The 20,319-nt window shown below is 65.5% G+C and carries 15 protein-coding genes and 1 pseudogene; 10 read left to right on the top strand and 6 right to left on the bottom strand.

Annotated elements, in window-relative coordinates; translation table 11 throughout:
- Positions 1-293: 293 nt before the first annotated feature.
- A complete protein-coding gene (locus tag D6B98_RS19360) occupies positions 294-671 on the bottom strand; it encodes a PRC-barrel domain-containing protein (RefSeq protein ID WP_126258537.1) in 378 nt (125 codons plus the stop codon).
- 397 nt (positions 672-1,068) lie between these two features.
- Here D6B98_RS19360 and D6B98_RS19355 point away from each other — a divergent pair, with 397 nt between their 5' ends.
- Positions 1,069-1,293 (top strand): hypothetical protein, encoded by a 225-nt coding sequence (locus D6B98_RS19355; protein ID WP_126258536.1) that lies wholly within the window; start codon positions 1,069-1,071, stop codon positions 1,291-1,293.
- Between the two features lie 300 nt (positions 1,294-1,593).
- Positions 1,594-1,788 (top strand): hypothetical protein, encoded by a 195-nt coding sequence (locus D6B98_RS19350; protein WP_126258535.1) that lies wholly within the window; start codon positions 1,594-1,596, stop codon positions 1,786-1,788.
- A 303-nt stretch (positions 1,789-2,091) separates the two neighbouring features.
- Here the strand turns inward: D6B98_RS19350 and chrA are convergent, their stop codons facing one another.
- Positions 2,092-3,477, bottom strand: a complete 1,386-nt coding sequence (gene chrA / locus D6B98_RS19345) for a chromate efflux transporter (protein WP_126258534.1) — start codon at positions 3,475-3,477, stop codon at positions 2,092-2,094.
- A complete protein-coding gene (locus D6B98_RS19340; protein ID WP_135169429.1) occupies positions 3,477-4,295 on the bottom strand; it encodes a chromate resistance protein ChrB domain-containing protein in 819 nt (272 codons plus the stop codon). Before D6B98_RS19340 ends, chrA begins: the two co-directional genes overlap by 1 nt.
- A 196-nt stretch (positions 4,296-4,491) precedes the next feature.
- On the opposite strand from D6B98_RS19340, the gene dmeF reads away from it, so the two are divergent.
- Positions 4,492-5,481, top strand: coding sequence for a CDF family Co(II)/Ni(II) efflux transporter DmeF (dmeF, locus tag D6B98_RS19335; RefSeq protein ID WP_126258532.1), 990 nt, complete (start codon positions 4,492-4,494; stop codon positions 5,479-5,481).
- A 78-nt stretch (positions 5,482-5,559) separates the two neighbouring features.
- Positions 5,560-6,394 (top strand): annotated as a pseudogene (locus D6B98_RS19330) (N-acyl homoserine lactonase family protein).
- A gap of 9 nt (positions 6,395-6,403) precedes the next feature.
- On the opposite strand, the gene D6B98_RS19325 reads toward D6B98_RS19330, so the two are convergent.
- Positions 6,404-6,595: a hypothetical protein gene (locus tag D6B98_RS19325; RefSeq protein WP_126258531.1), complete on the bottom strand. Its 192-nt coding sequence runs from the start codon at positions 6,593-6,595 to the stop codon at positions 6,404-6,406.
- Positions 6,596-6,626: 31 nt separating this feature from the next.
- Entirely contained in the window at positions 6,627-7,784 is a 1,158-nt protein-coding gene (locus tag D6B98_RS19320) for an MFS transporter (RefSeq protein ID WP_126258718.1), read from the bottom strand.
- 170 nt (positions 7,785-7,954) lie between these two features.
- Here D6B98_RS19320 and D6B98_RS19315 point away from each other — a divergent pair, with 170 nt between their 5' ends.
- The gene (locus tag D6B98_RS19315; RefSeq protein WP_126258530.1) at positions 7,955-9,214 is read left to right on the top strand and encodes an adenylate/guanylate cyclase domain-containing protein; all 1,260 of its coding nucleotides are present in this window, start codon (positions 7,955-7,957) and stop codon (positions 9,212-9,214) included.
- A 111-nt stretch (positions 9,215-9,325) separates the two neighbouring features.
- Here D6B98_RS19315 and D6B98_RS19310 read toward each other — a convergent pair whose 3' ends face one another.
- Positions 9,326-10,570, bottom strand: a complete 1,245-nt coding sequence (locus tag D6B98_RS19310; protein WP_126258529.1) for an MFS transporter — start codon at positions 10,568-10,570, stop codon at positions 9,326-9,328.
- Positions 10,571-10,737: 167 nt separating this feature from the next.
- Between D6B98_RS19310 and D6B98_RS19305 the strand changes: the two genes are divergently transcribed.
- From D6B98_RS19305 to D6B98_RS19285, 5 genes are all read left to right on the top strand, one after another.
- Positions 10,738-12,090 carry an Nramp family divalent metal transporter gene (locus D6B98_RS19305; RefSeq protein WP_126258528.1) on the top strand — a complete coding sequence of 451 codons (1,353 nt, stop codon included), beginning with the start codon at positions 10,738-10,740 and terminating at the stop codon, positions 12,088-12,090.
- Positions 12,091-12,741: 651 nt separating this feature from the next.
- Entirely contained in the window at positions 12,742-15,762 is a 3,021-nt protein-coding gene (locus D6B98_RS19300; protein WP_245481423.1) for an ATP-binding protein, read from the top strand.
- Positions 15,759-17,045, top strand: coding sequence for a cytochrome P450 family protein (locus tag D6B98_RS19295; RefSeq protein ID WP_126258526.1), 1,287 nt, complete (start codon positions 15,759-15,761; stop codon positions 17,043-17,045). Before D6B98_RS19300 ends, D6B98_RS19295 begins: the two co-directional genes overlap by 4 nt.
- A gap of 19 nt (positions 17,046-17,064) precedes the next feature.
- Positions 17,065-18,876: a hypothetical protein gene (locus D6B98_RS19290; protein WP_126258525.1), complete on the top strand. Its 1,812-nt coding sequence runs from the start codon at positions 17,065-17,067 to the stop codon at positions 18,874-18,876.
- A complete protein-coding gene (locus D6B98_RS19285) occupies positions 18,873-20,273 on the top strand; it encodes a Dyp-type peroxidase (protein ID WP_245481422.1) in 1,401 nt (466 codons plus the stop codon). The genes D6B98_RS19290 and D6B98_RS19285 overlap by 4 nt, the downstream gene beginning before the upstream one ends.
- Positions 20,274-20,319 lie beyond the last annotated feature (46 nt).

Below are 20,319 nucleotides of genomic sequence, written 5' to 3'. Positions count from 1 at the left end.
CGTAGCTGACCTTCACGGCAATGGCCGCCGAGGCCCGCTTCTGAGAGAAGCTGATGACTCTAGAGAGAAGCTGAGCAAAGCCAATCAGCCGCATCCTCCGCCTCCGCCGATGCGGCGGCAGGCGTTGTTTCGCTTCAAGGCCCATCAATCCAAGCTGCCTGAGGTTCGCTGGAGGTCTCCAGCGAACCTCATGCTAGCATTGGTCGGGAGTCGATCCGACAGCATCCAACGAGGCTCGGCCGATCAATTCGGCTGACACTCACGATTGGAAAATTCCCGCGCGTCGTCTGGCGTTACAGGCCGCCTCGCCCTTCCCAGTAAGTGGGCGTCCCGTAATACCGGTGAGTTCGCGTTTCCCAATCTCGATCCTCCCAGGAGTCATCGCTGAACTCCGGCGCGTCCCTGAGCTGTTGCTCTGTGATATTGGTTCGGAAGCCTTCGAGGGACGTATCATACCTCAGAGCGCTCCAGGGAATGGGGTAGTGGCTGTGACCCAAGCCAACAAATCCGCCGAAGCTCATGACGGCATAAGCTACGCGGCCTGACACCTTGTCGATGATGAGGTGATCAATCTCACCGATATTCTTTCCATCCGCTCCATACACCTCGGTTCCCTGAATGTCTTCGCTCGAGATGCAGTGATGATCCGGGTGGGCTGTTGCGCGGGCCATGACTTTGTCTCCCTCACAGGTGGTTTTGGCCGCTTAACTCGGCAGCTACGAGGACGTTCCTGCGTTAAGCGCCCGTCGCAGCGCCAAATCGACGCGACATCAGCGAAGTGACGACAACCCTCAATATGGTCGGCTTAGTGGGCGCAACGGACGAGATTTGCTTGCGCTGAGTCTTTGGCCTTCTGACCCAAGCCCGAAGTCGGGAATGGTGCGCCTGTGAGTCGAAGATCGGTAACCTCGCGATAAACGATCTCTGAACTGCCTGTTCGGCCTGCGTTCATGTCGTCCCTTTAGTATCTCTACAGAGTAGTGAACCCGAGACGTAGTTTCCAGCCGTGGAGAATCCACGCCGCTCGATAATTTGCGTAGGGACACACTCACAATGGAGGAGACGACCATGAAGAAGCTTCTCATTTCGGCGGCTGCCGCTGCAATCATGACCGGCGCCGCCTACGCCCAGACGGAATTTTATGTAGTGCAAGACACCTCCACGAAGAAGTGCACCATCGTGGACAAGAAGCCGACCACCACTACCACCGTCGTTGTTGGCGACGGCAAGGCGTTCAAGACACGCACCGAAGCTGAGAGCGGGATGAAGACCATCAAGGTCTGCGCGAACTAGGGAGTGGTGGCGAGAAGCGATAAACCCCGCTCCGTCCGCTCCCATCGACAAGAGGGAGGCCGCTGAAGCGGTCTCCCTCTATTCACCGGCACATACCAACTGGAGGATTTGTTCGGCGCCTGCGACACGGCGGTATCGGATCACGATTTGAAACAGCGTGGTGCCGACACCCGAAGGCCTAGCCGGCCCAGCCCCCGGGCTGAGGCGTTTTTGTCGCATGTGTGTGCATTTTTACACCGAACTCGGAACAAACTTCGGTCCCTTGAATCATCCCACGTCAAAGCGTCCGGATGTTCCATCGTGTCACGTTTCAACCATTTCGCCCGCGAGGCCGCAGCGACGTTGCTGCGCATGGCAAAAACCACAAAGGATCCCAAGGTGGCTGCTGGCTTGGTGCAGCGCGCGGCAGACATAAAAGACCGCACTGGCGAGCTTCCTCCCGTTGACGTAGAGGCCATAGCCGACCAGCCGCCGAAGCCTTTAACGAAGAACTGAGGTTGCCTCTAAGGACGCCGCTCTCCACTTCGCGTGAGCCTATGTCTGACAAAGAACTCCGCAAAGAATGCCCTCAACCTCCTAAGCGATCCCGCGACGATGAAGCCCGGCAGGTTGTACAAGAGTACATCGAGGACACAAAGGCAGTTCTCAAAACGCTTCGCAGAGCACACTAGGATCGCTCACCGATGGCGGCCACTTTCGATGCGTTGAATGGCAGCTTCTGGCCCCAGAGCGGCCATGAAGCGCTGTCGGCTGCAACATCACCTCTCGATGCCTACCGGTCATGGCAGCCGGATTGCCCTAAATCACACCCGCCAGCCTCAGCGCCAAACCCGCCGCGCAGCTGCCCGCCAGCACCGTCAGCATTCCCAGCCTGAACCGGAAGATCGCCGTCGCCGCCGCGATCGCCAGCACGAGCGCGGGGATGTCGACGCTTGTCAGCACCGGCATATCAAAATTCAGCGGAAACGCCTGCACCGGCACCGTCTCGCGGAACAACGTGTGCAGGGCGAACCAGATCGAGAGGTTGAGGATCACGCCGACCACGGCCGCGGTGATCGCGCTGAGCGCGCCGGCGAGGCCTATGTTGCCGCGCAGGCGCTCGATATAGGGCGCGCCGACGAAGATCCAGAGGAAGCAGGGCGTGAAGGTGACCCAGGTTGCGAGCAGGCCGCCGAGCGTGGCCGCGAGCATCGGCGACAGCCCGCTCGGGTCGCGATAGGCCGCCATGAAGCCGACGAACTGCAGCACCATGATCAACGGGCCCGGCGTGGTCTCGGCCATGCCGAGGCCGTCCAGCATCTCGTGCGGCTTCAGCCAGTGATAGTGCTCGACCGCCTGCTGGGCGACATAGGCCAGCACCGCGTAGGCGCCGCCGAAGGTGACCAGCGCCATCTTCGAGAAGAACAGCGCGATCTGGCTGAAGACGCTGCCTTGCCCGAGCGCGAGCAGCAACACCATCACCGGAACCAGCCAGAGCGCGAGCCACAGCGAGCCAACGCGGATCGCGCGCGCGGTGTCGGGCTTGACGTGGTCGGGCACGGCCTCGCCGAGCATGCTGTCGATCGCGGCGCCGCTGCCGCCAGGACCGTGACCGGCCGGCGCGAATTCCGGCCGGCCAGCTCGCGCGCCGACATAGCCGATGAGGCCGGCGGCGATGATGATGATGGGGAAGGGGACCGCGAAGAAGAAGATCGCGACGAAGGCGATGGCTGCGAGCGCGATCATGATGCGGTTCTTCAGCGCGCGCTTGCCGACGCGCACCACGGCCTCGACCACGATGGCGAGCACGGCGGCCTTCAGCCCGAAGAACAGCGCCTCGACGAAGCTGACATTGCCGAAGGCGGCGTAGACATAGCTCAAGGCCATGATGGCGATGATGCCGGGCAGGATGAACAGCCCGCCCGCCATCAGCCCGCCGGCGGTGCGATGCATCAGCCAGCCGACATAGGTGGCGAGCTGCTGCGCTTCCGGGCCCGGCAGCAGCATGCAGTAATTCAGGGCATGCAGGAAGCGGCCTTCGGAGATCCACTTCTTCTCCTCGACCAGGATGCGGTGCATCACCGCGATCTGGCCCGCGGGCCCGCCGAAACTCAGACAGGCGACGCGAAGCCAGACGCGGAAGGCTTCGTTGAAGCTGATGCCGTGACCGGCATCAGCTCCTGCTTGGACGTTGCGGGTGTCCATTACGCCTTCACCTTGTTGGTCGGCCAGTTGTGGGTCTCGGTGGTGGCGTCGCGGCACCAGCGGTAGAAGGCATCGTACAGCGTCATGCCGGCCTCGAGCTGTTCGAGGTCGTCGTCATGCATCCGCGACAGCCCGAGCGATGCCGCGAGCAGGCCGGGCGCCTCCGGCGCGAGATCCGGCCGTGCGGTGTCGGCGCCGCGCACCAGCGTCGCCAGCCGGAGCAGGGCGGGGGTGGCGATGCCGAACTCCTCGATCATGACGTCGAAGGTGCAGAGCTCGCCGCGGTGGCTCCAGAACACGTTCTCGATGTCGAACGGGGCCGCATTGAAACGTTCGCCGACCGCGACCACTTCGGAGGGAGCGACATAGAGGAACACCGCGTTTGGATCGACGAAGCGGCGGATCAGCCAGGGGCAGGCGATGCGGTCGACCTTCGGCCGCGCCCGCGTCACCCACACGGTGCGTCCCCTGGCATCGCGTGGCGGCAGCTTGCGGGCGTCGAGCAGCGGCAGCTTGGCCGCTTTCCAGCCCTCGAAGCCCCCCTCCAGCGTCTCGGCCTCGACGCCGAGCTGGCGCAGCCAGGCCGCTGTGCCCTGGGCAAGCTTCTCACCGCGGAAGCACGAGACGACGGCCCGGCGGCCGGCGAAGTCGCCGCCCCAGTCCGTCACATTCTCGTGGCTGAGCTTGATGGAGCCCGGGATCAGCCGCCGGTCGGCGGCAAAATCCTCCTCGGTGCGCACGTCGATCAGGACAGGCGTATTCGCGGTGCCGATCAACCGTGCCAATTTGTCAGATGATATGGTCGTGAATGTAGACATGGTGCGTCCTCGCAACAACCGAACGGGACGCGATGCTTGGGCTTGTCGCCTCGTGGGGAGATCGCTCAAATCCCCATGGCGCAGATTACACCGAAACTAAGTTGCACTGTCAATCCGCGGGACGATTGGACCTTAGAAAATTGGTGCCCGCCGTCTATATTGCGCGCCGACAGACCTGAATCTTCGGGAGAATTCGATGCATTCCCATTCCGTCGAACAATGGACCCACGACCACGCCTTCCTGGGCGAGAAGCACGACGCGAACGAGCGGCGCACCTGGTTCGTGGTCGTGCTGACGCTGGTGATGATGGCCGGCGAGATCGTGGCCGGCTCGCTGTTCGGTTCGATGGCGCTGCTCGCCGACGGCTGGCACATGGGCACACATGCGGCGGCGCTCGGCATTGCTGCCTTCGCCTACCGCTTCGCGCGCCGGCACCTGGGCAATGCGCATTTCACCTTCGGCACCGGCAAGTTCGGAGATCTCGCCGCCTTCGCCAGCGCGATCATCCTGGGCCTGATCGCGGTCGAGATTGCCTATGAGAGCGTGCTGCGGCTGATCAATCCGGTGCCGATCGTCTATGGCGAGGCGATGGCGGTCGCCGTCCTCGGCCTCGGCGTCAACCTCGCCAGCGCGTGGCTGCTGCGCGACAGCCATGATCACCACCACGGCCATGAGCACGGCCACAGTCATGCCCATGACGATCACGACGATCACGACGATCATGGCCACGACCACGATCACCATGGCCATCACCATCGTCATCACGACAACAATCTGCGCGCGGCCTACGTCCATGTCATGACCGATGCCGCGACCTCGGTGCTGGCGATCGCCGCGCTCGCGGTCGCCATGTCTTCGGGATGGGTCTGGGCCGATCCCGCGGTCGGCCTGATCGGCAGCGTGGTGATCGCGAGCTGGGCGTTCGGGCTGGTCAAGTCGTCAGGCGCGGTGCTGCTCGACGTGCGGGCCGACGAGAAGCTGGAGCGGGTGATCCGCGCGCGCATGGAGGTCGGCGACGACCGCGTCACCGATCTGCATCTGTGGCAGGTCGGCCCCGGCCATTGTGCCGTGCTGCTCTCGGTGGTGTCGGACGAGCCGAAGCAGCCGGCGGTCTACAAGCGGCGGCTCGCCGGGCTGAAGGGCCTCAGCCACGTCACGGTGGAGGTCGAGACCTGCCCGCATTGAGGCCGGCCTTGCGGGAATTCTGTGAACGGGCCGGGGTTGATCCTCGGTCACGGCCTGCATGGCTGTACGGGAGGAACAATGATGCCCAGGATCACGCTCGCACTCGCCATCGCAGCACTCGCTCTGTCCGGTTCCGCGGCGCACGCGCAATCGGACAAGACCGGCGTCGAGAAGCTCTACGTGCTCAATTGCGGGGAGGGCACCGCGGGTGACATCTCGCGCTGGACGCCGGGGCTGAACGAAGGCAAGACGATGGACTTCGTCGACACCTGCTATCTGATCAAGCATGGCAAGGGCTGGTTCCTGTGGGACACCGGCATCGCCGACGCCGTTGCCGCCATGCCCAACGGTCTCGTGCCTGCCGATCCCAAGGCCGTCACCTGGCGCCGGCCGAAGACGCTTGCCGCCCAGCTCGAGCAGCTCGGCGTCAAGCCCGACGACGTCAAGGCCATGGCGGTCTCGCACACGCATCCGGACCATATCGGCAATGTCGAGCTGTTCCCGCAGTCGGTGCTCTACGTGCAGAAGGCCGAATATGACTGGCCCGGCGCCAACAACGCGCCGCGCTTCAAGCCATCGCACCCCGTGGAGCTGCTCACCGGCGGGCGACAAGGACGTCTTCGGCGACGGCAGCGTGACCATCCTGTCGACGCCCGGCCACACGCCCGGGCACCAGTCGCTGCTGGTGAGATTGCCGAAGACCGGAGCGGTGGTGCTGTCCGGCGACGCCGTGCACTTCAGGGACAATTGGGACAATCGCCGCGTGCCCAGCATGAACGTCGACAAGGACCAGACCGCGGCCTCGATGCAGAAGATCGCCGACACCCTGGCCAAGGAGAGGGCGCAGCTCTGGATCAACCACGACAAGGCCCAGCGCGACAGCCAGAAGCTGGCGCCGGAATTTTACGACTAGCTTCTCGGATCAGGTTTTCGGCGCGGTCGCCGCGGGCGGGCTCGGCTCCGGCGTCTGCTTCGGCTTCAGCGTGCCGGCATAGAACGAGAGCAGCCAGACCAGGAGGACCGCGAGGAGATAGACGCCCCAGGCCTGCGGCGGCGTGGTCGCCCAGCGCAGCAGGCCTTTGAAGGTGTGGGGCGGGCTGTTGTCGTCGCTCATGGCTCGGTTGTGCGCGAAAGCTCCGGCCCGGTCAATCCGGCCGCGGCCTGGTGCGGATCAGGAACAGTGCCGCCAGCGCCGAGAGGCTGAGCGCGGAGGAGACGATCAGCACCTTGGCGCCCATCAGATCGATCAAGAGGCCGAAGGCCAGCGGCGCCACAGCCTGCGCCATGCGTGCGGGAGCACCGATGATGCCGAGACGGTAGCCGAAATCCTTCGGGCCGAAGATCGACAGCGGCAGCGTGCCGCGCGCGATCGTCAGGATGCCGTTGCCGGAGCCGTGGAACAGCGCAAACGCGCTCGCCGCGGCGCCGCCGAAGATCGCCACGATCACCGCGCCGATCGGATGGGTCAGGCAGGCAAGCCGCGTCGACCACAGAGGGTGGAAGCGGCTGAGGAAGCCGGCCTCCAACATGCGCGCACCGACTTGCGCCGGGCCGATTAGGGCGCCGGCCGCGATCGCCTCGGCCGGCGTTGCGCCTGTGGTCTCGAGGATGCGCGGGAAATGCGCGGCCATGGCGCCGGTGACGGTCCAGACCGCCGCGAAGATGAAGGCGAGCAGGAGCATGGTGCGGTCGAGCGGCACATACGGCTTCGCGGCCGCGGCCGCCGCCTGCTTGGCGCCCTTGATCGCCGGCAGCATGAAGAAATTAAGGGGCAGGCCGATCAGGATGTTGGCGGCGGCCCAGGCAAAGCAGGTCTCGCGCCAGCCGATATGGGCGATGCCCCAGGCGGTGAGCGGCCAGCCGACGGTGGAGGCGAAGCCCGCCATCAGCGTGATGCCGGTGATGGGCCGGCGCGCCTCGGTGCCGTAGATGCGCCCGAGCGCGGCGAAGGCGGCGTCGTAGAGTCCCATCGCCATGCCGATGCCGAGCACGAGCCAGGCGATCGCCATCACCGCGACCGACTGCGAGACCCCGAGCAGCACCAGACCGCCGGCAATGGTCAGGTTCGAGGCCGACAGCACCTGGCGGCCGCCGACGAGGTCGATCTGCCGCCCGATGCGCGGGCCGAGGATTGCCGAGATCACCAGCGAGGCCGAGAACGCGCCAAAGATCCAGTTGGAGGAGACGCCGAGGTCGCGCGCCATGGGATCGGCGAGCAGCGCCGGCAGATAATAGCTGGAGGCCCAGGCCAGGGTCTGCGTGGTGCCCAGCGCCAGGATGATCGGAAGCTGGCGCTGGCTCATCCGCGCGTGCTTCCGATTCTGGCCGACAAGATCCTCATCGTCGGCATTTGCCGTCCGTGCAGCGAGGGCGTCAACCGCGACCTCGGCATATTCGACCTGCGCGGGACGGGGAGCCTTGCGCGCGCGGCTCTGCGCCTTTCGCCCGTCACGAATGCACGCCATAATAGCGCATGCAAACAGCTTCCCGCCTTTCATTGATAAACTGGATCGCCAGCCAGGGGCTCACGGGCCTGCCCGAACAGGAATTGCTCCGCGGCTTTTGCGAGCGCTGCTGCGACGAAGGGCTCGACCTGTCGCGAGGCCTCGTGATCATCGACACGCTGCATCCGATCTACGAGGGCCGCGCGTTCCGCTGGAGCGATACGCCGAGCAACGAGAGCGACGTCATCGAGTACGGCTCGACGGCGGAGGGCGACGCGGCCAAGAACTGGCGCCGCTCGGTGTTCTATCATTTGCTCGAGCATGGCCACGACGAGATGGTGATCGATCTCGCCGAGGCGCCGTCGCTGGATTTTGGGCAGATCGGCGACCTCGCCGAAAATGGCCACCGGCATTTCCTGGCTTTCGTGCACCGCTTCGGCGAGAGCGGAGCGCTCGGGCAGATGGACTGCCTCTACTCCTATTGGACGACGCGGCGGGACGACGGCTTCAGCGAAGCCGAGCTTGCCGCGCTGCGCGATCTCGTGCCCGTGCTCGGTCTTGCGATCAAGTCGGCACAGCAGGTCGACATCGTGCGCACGCTCGGCCGGGTCTATCTCGGCCGCGACGCCTCCGAGCAGGTGCTGCGCGGGCGCATCTCGCGCGGCGTCACCGAGCGCATCAATGCCGTGCTCTGGTACTCGGACCTGCGCGGCTCGACCGGGATCAGCGAGAGCATCGGTCCCGACGAGATCATCCCCTTTCTCAACGACTATGCGCAGGCCGTGATCGACGCGATCCACGAGGCCGGCGGCGATGTGCTGAAGCTGATCGGCGACGGCGTGCTCGCGATGTTCTGGGGTGAGGACATGGCGGATGCGCGGCGGGCGGCGCTCCGTGCCGAGCATCTGTTCCGCAAGAATATCGCGGCGCTGAATGCCCGCCGCGCGGCGGAGGGGCGGCCGACGACGACAGCCTATATCGGCCTGCATGTCGGGCAGGTCTTCTACGGCAATATCGGCAGCGAGGACCGGCTCGATTTCACCGTGGTGGGGCCGACCGTGAACGAGGTCAGCCGCATCGCCGCGATGAGCCGCTCGGTCGACCGCGAATTGCTGGCGTCATCCGAGTTCTACAAGGGCCTCGATGCCGCCGGGCGCCGCTATCTCGTCTCGACCGGCCGCTATGCGCTGCGTGGCATCGGCCGTGCGCAGGATCTCTACACCCTCGATCCCGAGGTCGACGCAAGCGAGCCGGTGACGGGAAGCTACGAGCGCTATCTGGCGAATTAGGCTTCGCTGTTTCCGCTTGTTCCGTCATTGCGAGCGCAGCGAAGCAATCCAGACTGTCTCCGCGGTGGGATTCTGGATTGCTTCGCTGCGCTCGCAATGACGAGGGTGGGGTCAGCACCGTGCCGCCACCTCGTCCCCCACCATGTCCGGCTGCCGGTCCAGCGCCACGGCCGGCGAGAGCCAGATCACCAGGGCCTGCACGCCGAACACGGCGGCCGCCAGATAGAGGCACGCTTCCGCGCTAAAGAGCCCGCCGACGACCGCGCCCAGCGCCGAGCCGAGCGGGCGGGCGCCGTAGCTCATGATGTTGATGGCGGAGACGCGGCCCAACAGGCGCGGCGGCGTCACCGACTGGCGCAGCGTCGTGGTCGAGATTACCCACAGGATCGGCCCGACGCCGAGCAGGAAGAAGCTCAGGGCCGCGAGCCAGGGCGAGGGGACCAGCACCGTCAGCGCCATCACGATTGCGGCAATGAGGCCGGCGACCGGGCCGAGACCGACCACGGTGCCGAAGGCGATGCGCTGCATCACCCGGGTGGCGAGGAGCGCGCCGATCACCATGCCGACGCCGTACATCGTCAGCACCGTGCCGACGCCGGCGGCGGTGAGGCCGAGATGGCGCACGGCGTAGGGCACGAACACGGCGATCTGGAGGAACCAGCCGGTGTTGAAGATGAACTGGGTGATGAACACCGGCCGCAGCAGCGGATGGTGAAACACGAAAGCTGCGCCCTCGCGGATGTCCTGCAACGGATGGCGGCGCGGCGCCGGGGCGCGGGCGGGTTCGAAGATGCCCGATAGCAGCACCACCGCGATCGCCGACAGCGCCGCGGCGAAGCCGAAGGCCGGGCTCGCGCCCCACCAGCCCACCAGCGCGCCGCCGAGCGCGGGTCCGCCGGCAAAGGCGACGGTGCGCGCCAGCTCGATCCGCGCATTCGCTGCCGGCAACAGCTCCGCGCTCACCAGCGAGGGCACCAGCGCCGGCGCGGCCACGCTGTAGACGACGGTGCCGCACACCGCAGCGAAGCCGAGCAGCGCCAGCAGCGGCAGATTGAGCGCGCCGAGCGCGAGCAGCAGCACGATGGTCCCGAGCGCCACGGCCCGCAGCGCCTCGGCTCCTGCCATCAGCGAGCGGCGCGAGATGCGGTCGGCGAGCAGGCCGGCGGGAATGGCGAACAGCACGAAGGGCAGGGTCAGCGCGGTCTGCAACAGGCCGGTCTGGCCTTCCGCGACCCCGAGCGTGAGCACCGCGACGATGGGGGCGGCCGCCAAGGCGATCTGTTCGGCCGACTGCGCCGCGAGGTTGGACCAGGCGAGGCGGCTGAAGGTGTCGGGGAGGCGAGGCGGGTTTGACATGGCTCATATCCTGCAAAGTCGGATTGGCGCCAGTATTCGGCGCCGAGGGCCGCCAAACCCACCCGCTTCCCGACAAAGGGTGCGGAGACCGCCAGGACGAGAACCCATGCCACCAGATGCAGTTGCAAATGAGTTGCAATAAGCCTCGATTTCGGTATTCTCGTCGTATGGATGCCAGAACCCCTGATTTGACCCCCGACACCGCCGGCTGGCGCGCTGACGCGCCCGTCACCAAGAGCCTCGCCGAGGTGAACGCCACGATCGCCCTTCCGGTCGCAGGCCGCCAGTGGCGCCGGCTGCTCGCTTTCGTCGGCCCGGGCTATCTCGTCTCGGTCGGCTACATGGACCCCGGCAATTGGGCGACCGACCTCGCCGGCGGTTCCAAGTTCGGCTACACGCTGCTCTCCGTCATCCTGCTCTCGAACCTGATGGCGATCCTGCTGCAATCGCTGGCGGCGCGGCTCGGCATCGTCACCGACCGCGACCTCGCGCAGGCCTGCCGCGCCACCTATTCGCCGCCGGTGAACTTCCTGCTCTGGGTTGCCTGCGAGGCGGCGATCATCGCCTGCGATCTCGCCGAGGTCATCGGCACCGCGATCGCGCTGAAACTCCTGTTCGGCATTCCCCTGATCGGCGGCGCGCTGCTCGCCGCACTCGATGCCTTCCTGCTGCTGCTCCTGATGAACCGCGGCTTCCGTTTCCTCGAAGCCTTCGTCATCGCGCTGCTTGCGGTGATCGCGGTCTGCTTCGCGGTCCAGATCGCGGCCGCGGCGCCGCCGGTCGCGGAGGTGCTGCGCGGCTTCATGCCGAAGAGCGAGATCTTCACCAACCCCGAAATGCTCTACATCGCGATCGGCATCATCGGCGCGACGGTGATGCCGCACAATCTCTATCTGCACTCCTCGATCGTGCAGACGCGCGCCTATGAGCGCAACGACGAGGGCCGCCGCGAGGCGATCAAATGGGCGACGACGGACTCGACCATTGCCCTGATGCTGGCGCTGTTCATCAACGCCGCAATCCTCGTCGTCGCAGCCGCGACCTTCCACAAGAGCGGCCATTCGGATGTCGCTGAGATCGGGCAGGCGTTCGAGCTGTTGTCGCCGCTGCTGGGTCTCGGCATCGCCTCGACGCTGTTCGCGGTGGCGCTGCTCGCCTCCGGCCTGAACTCGACGGTGACGGCGACGCTCGCCGGCCAGATCGTCATGGAAGGCTTTCTCGATCTGCGCCTGCCGAGCTGGGCGCGCCGCCTGCTCACGCGCGGCATCGCCATCGTCCCCGTGATCATCGTCACCGCGATCTATGGCGAGCGCGGCACGGCGGATCTGCTGGTGTTCAGCCAGGTCGTGCTGTCGATGCAATTGCCCTTCGCCGTCATCCCGCTGGTCCGCTTCGTCTCCGACCGCCGCAAGATGGGGAAGTTCGCGATTCCAGCCTACGTCGCCACGATCGCCTGGATCGTCGCGGGCGTGATCGTGGTCCTGAACCTGAAGCTGTTGTTCGATACGTTGTTTGGATGAGTGCAGGGGGTGCCTGCTCCTTTGGAGCGGCAGCCCTGCAACAGGTTGGCTCCCGCGCGAGCCCGGCCGTCCCCTTGTGCGCGCATTCCGCGAGCCCTCCCGAGTTCCGCGCCGTCCGGCGGCTTTCGCCGCGAACCCGCGAACTACGGCTTTTCAATTGGTGCGAAGAGGTTATACTACCTTCAATTGCTAGTGGCCGCAGATTGCTCATGGGCCCTGTTATGACATTGCGTTTTTCAGGATTGATTTTTCTCCCGGCGGGATAATCGGCGGTCCCGCGCCGGAGTCAGTGCGCCGCATTTTCTCCGGTTACGTCTATGGGTTGTGCGCGACGTCGGCGCGCGGGAGCCAATGGTGAGGCCATTGGTTCGATGGACTGATTTTGACTGCGCGGGTTCACGTCCGGGGAGGGACGAGGATCAGGCCAGAAAGCGTTGATTGCTGCGTTGAAATCATTGATGAGTGTGTAGTGCCGTGACCAAGTGTCCCGCATGTTCGGCCCGTGTTTCCCGCGAGCACCGCTTCTGCTCTCAATGCGGCGCGCGCCTCGATCGTGCCGTGGAGCAGCCCGCCGCTGCATCGGTTGCCAGCACACTTGACCGCGAGGCGCGGATTGTTCCGCTGCACGATTACACCGCGGTTCGGTCACAGATGCTGACTGAAAACAAGCAGGTCAGCGTTCTCTTCGTCGACGTATGTGACTCGACATCCCTGCTCCAGCACGCCGACCCCGAGGAATCCCGCAACTATCTCGGCAAGGCGCTGAACCATTTGGCTGAGGCGGTCGGGACCTATGGCGGCACGGTGAGCCAATTGCTCGGCGACGGGCTCGTCGCCTTGTTCGGCGCACCCGTGGCACAGGAGGATCACGCGCTACGGGCGTGCCTTGCCGCCCTCAAGATGCAGCGAGCAACCATTCCCGGCCACGCGATTCAGGGCGTGGCCAGCCCGATGCTGCGCGTCGGCATCAATTCGGGCGAAGTCCTGGTCGGCGTCGTCGGACAATACGGCTGGTCGCACTACGGAGCGGACGGCAAGACGATTCACCTTGCATCGCGGCTCGAAAAGATGGCTCCGCCCGGCGGCATTCTGATCAGTGCCGCGACGCAGCGCCTCGTCGCGCAGCAGATCGACACGCGGCCGGTCGGGATGCGCTCGGTTCGAGGGCTGGACGGTCCGGTCGAACTCCATGAGGTCGTGGTCGCGACCGAAAGCTCGGCGGCGGCGCCGCTGACGCGCAAGCAGCGCTGGGCGCCCCTGGTCGGCCGCGAGGATTCCTTGCGGATGCTGGCCGGGGATCTCGACATCGTTCGAACCGGCGTGATGCGAACGGTCGGGCTGTGCGGCGATGCCGGAATCGGCAAGTCCCGCTTGATCGCCGACTGGATCGCCGCGCTTGCAGATCAGGGCATCGACGTCTGCCTTTCGCAGGCGAGAGGTTATGCGAGCGCGCGCGCCTACAGCACCGCCGCGGACCTGATCGCGAGCCTGGCCCGGTTGCCGCAAACAGGCGGGACGGATGCACAATCCGTTGGGCGAACCCTGGTCGCCGAATGGGCCCCCGAGGCCGCCGCACATCTCGCGGCGATCAATGACCTGTTGGATCTTGCGGCACCGGATCAGGCCTGGCTGGCGCTGAACCCGGTGCAGCGGCGACGTCGCATCGGCGAGGCATTGCTGTGGCTCGTGCGCAGACGCGCCCAGGCGGGCCCGTTCGTGCTCGTGCTCGAGGACGTTTTCCTGGCCGACCGCGAGAGCCGGCGGCTGTTCGAGGCCCTGCTTCCAAAGCTTCAGGGACTGCCGATCCTCGTCTGCGTCAGCTATCGACCCGATTTCGACCATCAGTGGCGCGAGGCACCGTGGTTTGCAGAGCGGATGATCGAGCCTCTCCGCGACGGCGAGATGCTCAGGCTCGCGCGCGCCCTGCTGGGGGATGAACTGTCCGTGCTCGGCATCATGAGCGAATTGGTCGCGCGCGCCGACGGCAATCCATTCTTCCTGGAGCAGTTGGTCATTACGCTGATCGACGACGGATCACTCGAGGGAACGCCGGGTGCATACCGGCTGCAGCGCCCGCCCGGAGAGCTGCGCGTGCCGGGCTCCATCGCCGCGGTGATCAGTGCGCGCGTCGACAGGCTGCCCGAAGCCGCCAAATCCGCGCTCGAAGCCGCGGCGATCCTTGGCGACCCCATCACGCGCGAACTGATCGCCGCGATGCAGGCCGCGGACCTGGGGCGTGCAGAAGAATTGCTGGGTCTGTGCGTTGCATCCGGGTTGTTGGCGGGGCCGGATCAGGCGCGCGGTTCGCTCGAGCAGCACGCGTTCGCGTTTCGCCACGCATTGGTGCGCGACGTCGTGCTCGCCGCTCTCACGCGCGCGCGGCTGAAGGCGCTGCACCGGCAGGCCTTCCTGGCGCTGCATGCGCGGCCAGGGGCCGCTGAGGCGGATATCGCGCCGGCGCTGGCGCACCATGCCTTCAAAGGGGAGGAATGGGAGCAGGCGGCGAGATTCACCGTCAAGTCGATGGCGCGTGCCATCTCGCGCTCGGCCAATCAGGAGGCCCTTCAATCGTTCGAGAAGGGACTTCAGGCCGCCCGCCGTGTCGATGACGCCTCGGTTGCGCAGACCCTGGAACTCGCGCTTCGGCTGGAGGCGATCGGGGCGATGCTGGCTCTCGGCCAGATCGACGACATCTTCAGCAATATGGAGCGTGCGGAAGCCATCGCGGTACAGCTGAACGATCAGCGCGCACGAGCGGCGGTGTCGACCGAGACGGCGGTGTTCCTGTGGATGCGCGGACGCTTCGAGCAGGGTCTGCGGTATGCCTCGCAGGGTCTGGAGGCGGCTCGCCTGGCGCAGCGTCGCCACATGATGATGGCGGCGCATCAGACCCGCCTGATGCACCTCCACGCTCTCGGTCGCTATGCAGAGGCCGCCGTGGAAGGCCAGGTTCTGCTCTCCGACTACGGACCGGAATTGTCGGCGCATGTCGTCCAATCCGGATGGGCCGCCATTCCCATCGTCAATCTGTATGCGTTTCATGCCAGCACGCTCTGGCGACTGGGAGACAGTGCAACCGCCCACGCGTTCTGTGCCAGGGCCTACGTGATCCTGTCGAACATCAACCATCCCTATTCCCGGCTGCTGATCGACACCGTCCAGTCGCAGATATGGATCGAGGGCATGGAGCTCGATCCTGCCGAGACCTTGATGCGCGCGGGCGTGCAACAATGCGTGACGCACAACGTCCCGACCATGCTTTCGGTTTGCACGGGCGTTCTCGGCAGCGCGCTTGCGCGCAACGGCAAGGCCGCCGAGGCGGCGACGATGCTGGAGAAGGGGTTCGCCGACCGCATCTACGAGGCTGCCGGGCCCTACGGCAGGACGTTCATGCGCGTGAGCCTGGGCGTCGCCTATCGCAAGCTCGGTCGGCTCGACGATGCGATCGCGGTCGGTCGCAAGGCCGTCGAGGAGACCGTCGAAGAATACGGCCACCAGACCGAAGCTCTGTACGAGCTGGCGGAGACCTTGCGGCAGGCGGGCGATCTGGCAGGCGCGGAAGCGAATTTCAAGCGAGCCGCCGAGGCGGCGGACCGTCTGGGCATGCCCCACTATCGCAAACAGGCCGCCGCGGCGCTCGCAGAGGGGCGGAAGGACGGGTATGCAGCATGAAACTCTCGACCTATGAACCCGACGCGTTGCCACCGGGAGCCCGCCGTCTCTCCTATGGTCTGTTCTGCTGGCTCAACCGCCACACCACCGTCTTGCGCGCATTCGGCGCACTGCTTCGACACTGGCCTTCGGTCGGAGGCCGGCTCGGCTTGGCGGCGCGCGCCAGTGCCGTCAGGGACGTGCTGACGCGGACGCGCAGCTTCTCCAACACGGCGCATGCCGCCAACATGGTGTCTGGCGACTATCTCATCGGGATGGACCCCGGTCCGACCTATTCGGCCGATCGGGATCTGGTCCATGCGCGGCTGGCGTCGCTGGACGTTCCCGCCGATTCCGATGCCGAGGCGCAGCGACGGATCAAGGCTCTGAGCGGGCGCGGGGCGGGCGCATTCGACCTGATCGAAGACTACCTGATGTGGGTCGTATTCCACGCCACGCGGCCGCTGTTCGGCGCGGCCACGGGCGCGGTGGTGGCGGGGTCGACGACCGCTTCCGCACAAGGCGATGTCGACGAAGGCTTGCAACGACAATACATGCTCGAAATCCGCTATGTCGCAGGGCAACTCCTGGCCGGCGGCCTGGCGACACTCGATCTTCGGCGACGGGCCGAAGCCTGCGGGGATGCGCTGCAGGCGCGGATCGATCGCGTGAGCGGCCCGATCGGCGCCGCCTGGGGCGTCAAGAGCGCCTCCGAGGACATTGAACGGAACGCGGTCGGCCTTGCCTGGATCTCGCATCCTGTCACCGTTCAGTCGGGAGCCCTTATCGTCCAGGAGCTGCTGGGACGCGCGAAGGTCTACGAGGAGCTGCGATCGAAGGCCGGCAAGCTCGGCGAGCCCGGTGTCTGGACCGATCCCGAGTTTCGCAAGATCGTGCGCAACCATGTGCTCGAGCTGATGCGCTTCCGGCCGATCTTTCCGCTGCTGGCGCGCGACGTGCCGCGCGACACGGAAATGGAGACCGGAGCGCGATACAACGCCGGATGTCCGGGCGGCGGCAAGGTCTCGCTGCTGTCGATCGCAGCGATGTTCGATCCCAGCGCCGTTCCCCAGAGCGGTCGCTTCTGCCCGGATCGCGATTGGGGCAAGAACGATGCCTTGCGGTATCTCATGTTCGGATACGGCTACCGCCAATGTCCCGCGCGGGATCATGCGGTTGAGATCCTGACAAGCGCGCTGATCGGCCTGCTCACCTTGCCGCGGCTGCAACTGGCGCGCGGTGAAGGCAAGGCCATCGCCTATGACGGGCCGCTGATGCTGCGCATGCGCATGCGTACCACCTGAGTGAGCGGAGAACACGGTCATGCTCGAGATCGTCCGGCAGCAGATGATCTGCATCGTTGCGCCAGGCTGGGGCGGCGGAGCGGAAATTCCAAAGCAGCATCACGATGCATTGGATGCCCTGCTGGAGGACGTCGCGGTGGTGCACTTCGCCTCGATCGGGCTGCTTCCGGCCTTGGCTGGCGCCCCGAACCAGCAGCCGGTGCTCGTGCTCGAGCTTGCGGTGGAGGAGGGGTTGCGCCCTTACGATCTGCTGTACCGCCTCGTCTACCATCCCGACGGCGCGATGTGGACGCTGTTCGGCGGCATGGTCGCTCCCCATGTCGCCGTGCCCACAGCCAAGGACAAGGAGCAATTGCTGAACCAGCTGATGAGCTGGCACAGCATCGCCGCCGGCGGCTTCGTCGGCGCGCGCGACCGTTCGGTCCGGCAGATCAGGATGGAGAGCGACCTGCTGGATCAGACGCGCATCGAAGCGCGAAAGCTGAAGCCGAAATACAGCAACGACCGCACCGCATTCGCCCTGGCACTGGCGCGGTGGGCTTACGCCAATCCCCGTTTCGAGTGGGCGGTCAAACCCGCGCCGCGATCCTATTGGCGCGGGAAAGGGGCGAGCATCGGTGCGAAGCTCGCTTATCCCGTGGCGGCGATCGTGCTGTGGTTCGTCGTGCTCGGAATCGTCTGGGCCCTTCCGCGGGCCTATAACTGGTTCTTCGGCGAACCGGGGCACGTCGGGCGGGCCATCGAAGACGCCGTCACCAAGACGAGCGAATGCCTGCTGACGATGAGCTGGCACGGGCTGCTGGCGTTCGCATTGATCGCATTCCTGGTCTGGCTGTTCCTGGTGCCGCTGCCCGCTCAATTCGTGTCCTGGAGGCGCTGGCTGAACAGCGTCCAGCAGGAGCTCGATCGGCCGACCCAGACGCTCTCGTCGCTGGCCACCTATGCGGGTGGCTGGCTGATCGGTGTGCCGCTGCTGCTGGCCGTCGCCGCGTGCGCCCTTGCCTACACGTTCGCGCCGCTGGCCTACGCGGTGGCACCGGACTATATGGTTCATGTCGTCGAACCGAAGCTGCCAAAGCTGACCGGATTGCAGATCACCGGGATCGCCGTCGTCGCGATCGCCGCGGTGCTTTGCATCGGTGCGCTGTCTTACCGGCTCAACCGCCGGTTCAAGAAGCTGAGTGAGCAGTTCTTTCATCCGCTCGAGGACGACGTTCCGCGCGCCCAGCAGATCCATCCGTCGATCGAGCGATGCGAGGCCGATCTGGTCGATGGAACCCAGCATATGTTCAGCCTTACGGAGCTGCGCGGTCCGCAATGGTGGAGCGCGTGGTGCATCCGGGTGGCGCTGCGGATCGTGACGTTTGCCGGACGCGTGTTCTTCACGCAAGGCTGGCTCGGCAACGCGCCGGGCATCCATTTCGGGCATTGGCACATCATCGACAACGGTCGCCGCTTTCTGTTCTGCTCGAACTACGACGGCAATTTCGGCGGCTATCTCGACGACTTCATCAACGGCGCGGCCGTCGGCACCACGCTGGCCTGGCGCTGGACCGAGCTGCGTCCACGTGCTCCGGCGCTGCCCGGACAGCCCGGCATCGCAAAGCCGCGCAGCTTTCCGCCGACGCGCTTCGTGGTGTTTCGCGGCGTGAAGTGCGAACTGAGATTCAAGTCCTATGCGCGCGACAGCATGCTGCCGCATCTCTACCATTTCGACGCCTGCAACCGGACAGTCGACCAGATCAATCTCGCCACGGGGCTGCGCGACGCCTTGTTCGGCGAGCGCAACGAGAAGAACGACGATCTGATCATGAGGGCCATCGAGACATGAGGTACGCTCCACGTCTCTCCGAACAAAGCCACGACATCCAGGGCATGCTGAAGAGCGGCTTCGGCTCGCTCACCACCAGCCGTTTCAGGCTGCTGACGATCCTCGACGAGAGGCTCGCGAAGGCATGGCTGGCGCGGCTGCTCGACACCGGCCTGGTCGCCAGCGCAGAACAGGTTGGCAAGCCGAAGCAGGAGAAGCAGCAGAAGGAGCGTCTCGACGCCGTCGTCGCGATCGGCTTCACCTATTCGGGGCTGACGAAGCTGGGCTGCCGGGAAACCAGCGAACATCCGTTTCCGACGCCGTTCCGCAGCGGCATGGGCAGCGAATTGCGCGCCAAGCTGTTGCGGGACGAATACCGGCAGTGGACCTGGACCGATCGCGAAGGCCCCGGCGGCGGCGAGGTGGTGCACATCCTGCTGGCGGAATGGAAGACGCGCGGCGCAGCTTCGCGGCTGCCCGCGATCGATCCGCACGCCTTCTCCGTTATCGAGGTGGGGGAGGAATCCGACTTCTTCGACGGGGATGGCAAGCTGCGTGAGCCGTTCGGGTTTCGCGATGGGCTCGCCCAGCCGGTGATCCGGGGCCTCAGGGACCAGGATGGCGAGAGCTTGAAGCAGGCGCGAGAGGGCGCTCGCGATCTCTATGACGACCGGGTCGTGGAGCCGGGCGAATTCATCCTGGGCTATCGCAACGAGTACGACGAGCTGACCTTTTGCCCGAACGTGGAGGGATGGACCAGTGCCAGCGGGCAGTTCACCCTGAACGGAAGCTACCTTGCCGTACGTCAATTCGAGCAGGATGTGGCCGCCTTCGAGGCGTTTGAAGCCGCGCATACGGACTTTGCAGCGGCGAACGGCGTCTCGGCCGGCGAGAAGCTGATGGGGCGCCGGAAGAACGGGCTGCCGTTGTCGTGGAAAGGCGATCCGGCCGTGCCTGTGTCGGATTCGGTCGCCGATGCATTCCGCTATCGCGTCGAGGACGCCAACGGTTTCATGTGTCCCAACGGCGCCCATGTGCGCCGCTCCAATCCCCGGGACTCACTTGGTATCGACGTTCAGTCGAGCATCAAGTCGTCGAAGCTGCACCGGCTGCTGCGGCGTGGGCGGCCCTATCGCGAGAAGTCGGGCCGCCAAGGTATTTTCTTCATCGCCTGCAATGCGGATCTCGAGCGGCAGTTCGAGTTCATCCACCAGCGCTGGCTGCAGAACCGGAAATTTGGAGCGCTCGAAAGCCAGGACGACCCGATCGTGGGGTCGCAGCCGTGCCCGAAGGCCTTCACCATTCCCGGCCAGCCGAGCGGCGGCGAAGTTTCGCTGCAGCGCTTCACGCAGACGCTCGGCGGGGGTTACTTCTTTCTGCCGGGGATCACAGCGCTGAACTTCATCGCACGCGCTTGAGGTTGTTGTTTGCGGGTGACCTTTGCGGAAGACGCTTCGCGCTCTT

The sequence above is a fragment of the Bradyrhizobium sp. LVM 105 genome (assembly GCF_003957705.1).
In the GTDB taxonomy this organism is placed as follows: domain Bacteria; phylum Pseudomonadota; class Alphaproteobacteria; order Rhizobiales; family Xanthobacteraceae; genus Bradyrhizobium; species Bradyrhizobium frederickii.
This window is presented reverse-complemented; position numbering and strand designations above follow the sequence as displayed.

Bases quoted from the DNA above. Each gene is read 5' to 3' on its own strand.
- D6B98_RS19360 (WP_126258537.1), bottom strand. From the start codon at position 671: ATGGCCCGCGCAACAGCCCACCCGGATCATCACTGCATCTCGAGCGAA.
- D6B98_RS19355 (WP_126258536.1), top strand. From the start codon at position 1,069: ATGAAGAAGCTTCTCATTTCGGCGGCTGCCGCTGCAATCATGACCGGC.
- chrA (WP_126258534.1), bottom strand. From the start codon at position 3,477: ATGGACACCCGCAACGTCCAAGCAGGAGCTGATGCCGGTCACGGCATC.
- D6B98_RS19340 (WP_135169429.1), bottom strand. From the start codon at position 4,295: ATGTCTACATTCACGACCATATCATCTGACAAATTGGCACGGTTGATC.
- dmeF (WP_126258532.1), top strand. From the start codon at position 4,492: ATGCATTCCCATTCCGTCGAACAATGGACCCACGACCACGCCTTCCTG.
- D6B98_RS19325 (WP_126258531.1), bottom strand. From the start codon at position 6,595: ATGAGCGACGACAACAGCCCGCCCCACACCTTCAAAGGCCTGCTGCGC.
- D6B98_RS19320 (WP_126258718.1), bottom strand. From the start codon at position 7,784: ATGAGCCAGCGCCAGCTTCCGATCATCCTGGCGCTGGGCACCACGCAG.
- D6B98_RS19315 (WP_126258530.1), top strand. From the start codon at position 7,955: ATGCAAACAGCTTCCCGCCTTTCATTGATAAACTGGATCGCCAGCCAG.
- D6B98_RS19310 (WP_126258529.1), bottom strand. From the start codon at position 10,570: ATGTCAAACCCGCCTCGCCTCCCCGACACCTTCAGCCGCCTCGCCTGG.
- D6B98_RS19305 (WP_126258528.1), top strand. From the start codon at position 10,738: ATGGATGCCAGAACCCCTGATTTGACCCCCGACACCGCCGGCTGGCGC.
- D6B98_RS19300 (WP_245481423.1), top strand. From the start codon at position 12,742: ATGCTGACTGAAAACAAGCAGGTCAGCGTTCTCTTCGTCGACGTATGT.
- D6B98_RS19295 (WP_126258526.1), top strand. From the start codon at position 15,759: ATGAAACTCTCGACCTATGAACCCGACGCGTTGCCACCGGGAGCCCGC.
- D6B98_RS19290 (WP_126258525.1), top strand. From the start codon at position 17,065: ATGCTCGAGATCGTCCGGCAGCAGATGATCTGCATCGTTGCGCCAGGC.
- D6B98_RS19285 (WP_245481422.1), top strand. From the start codon at position 18,873: ATGAGGTACGCTCCACGTCTCTCCGAACAAAGCCACGACATCCAGGGC.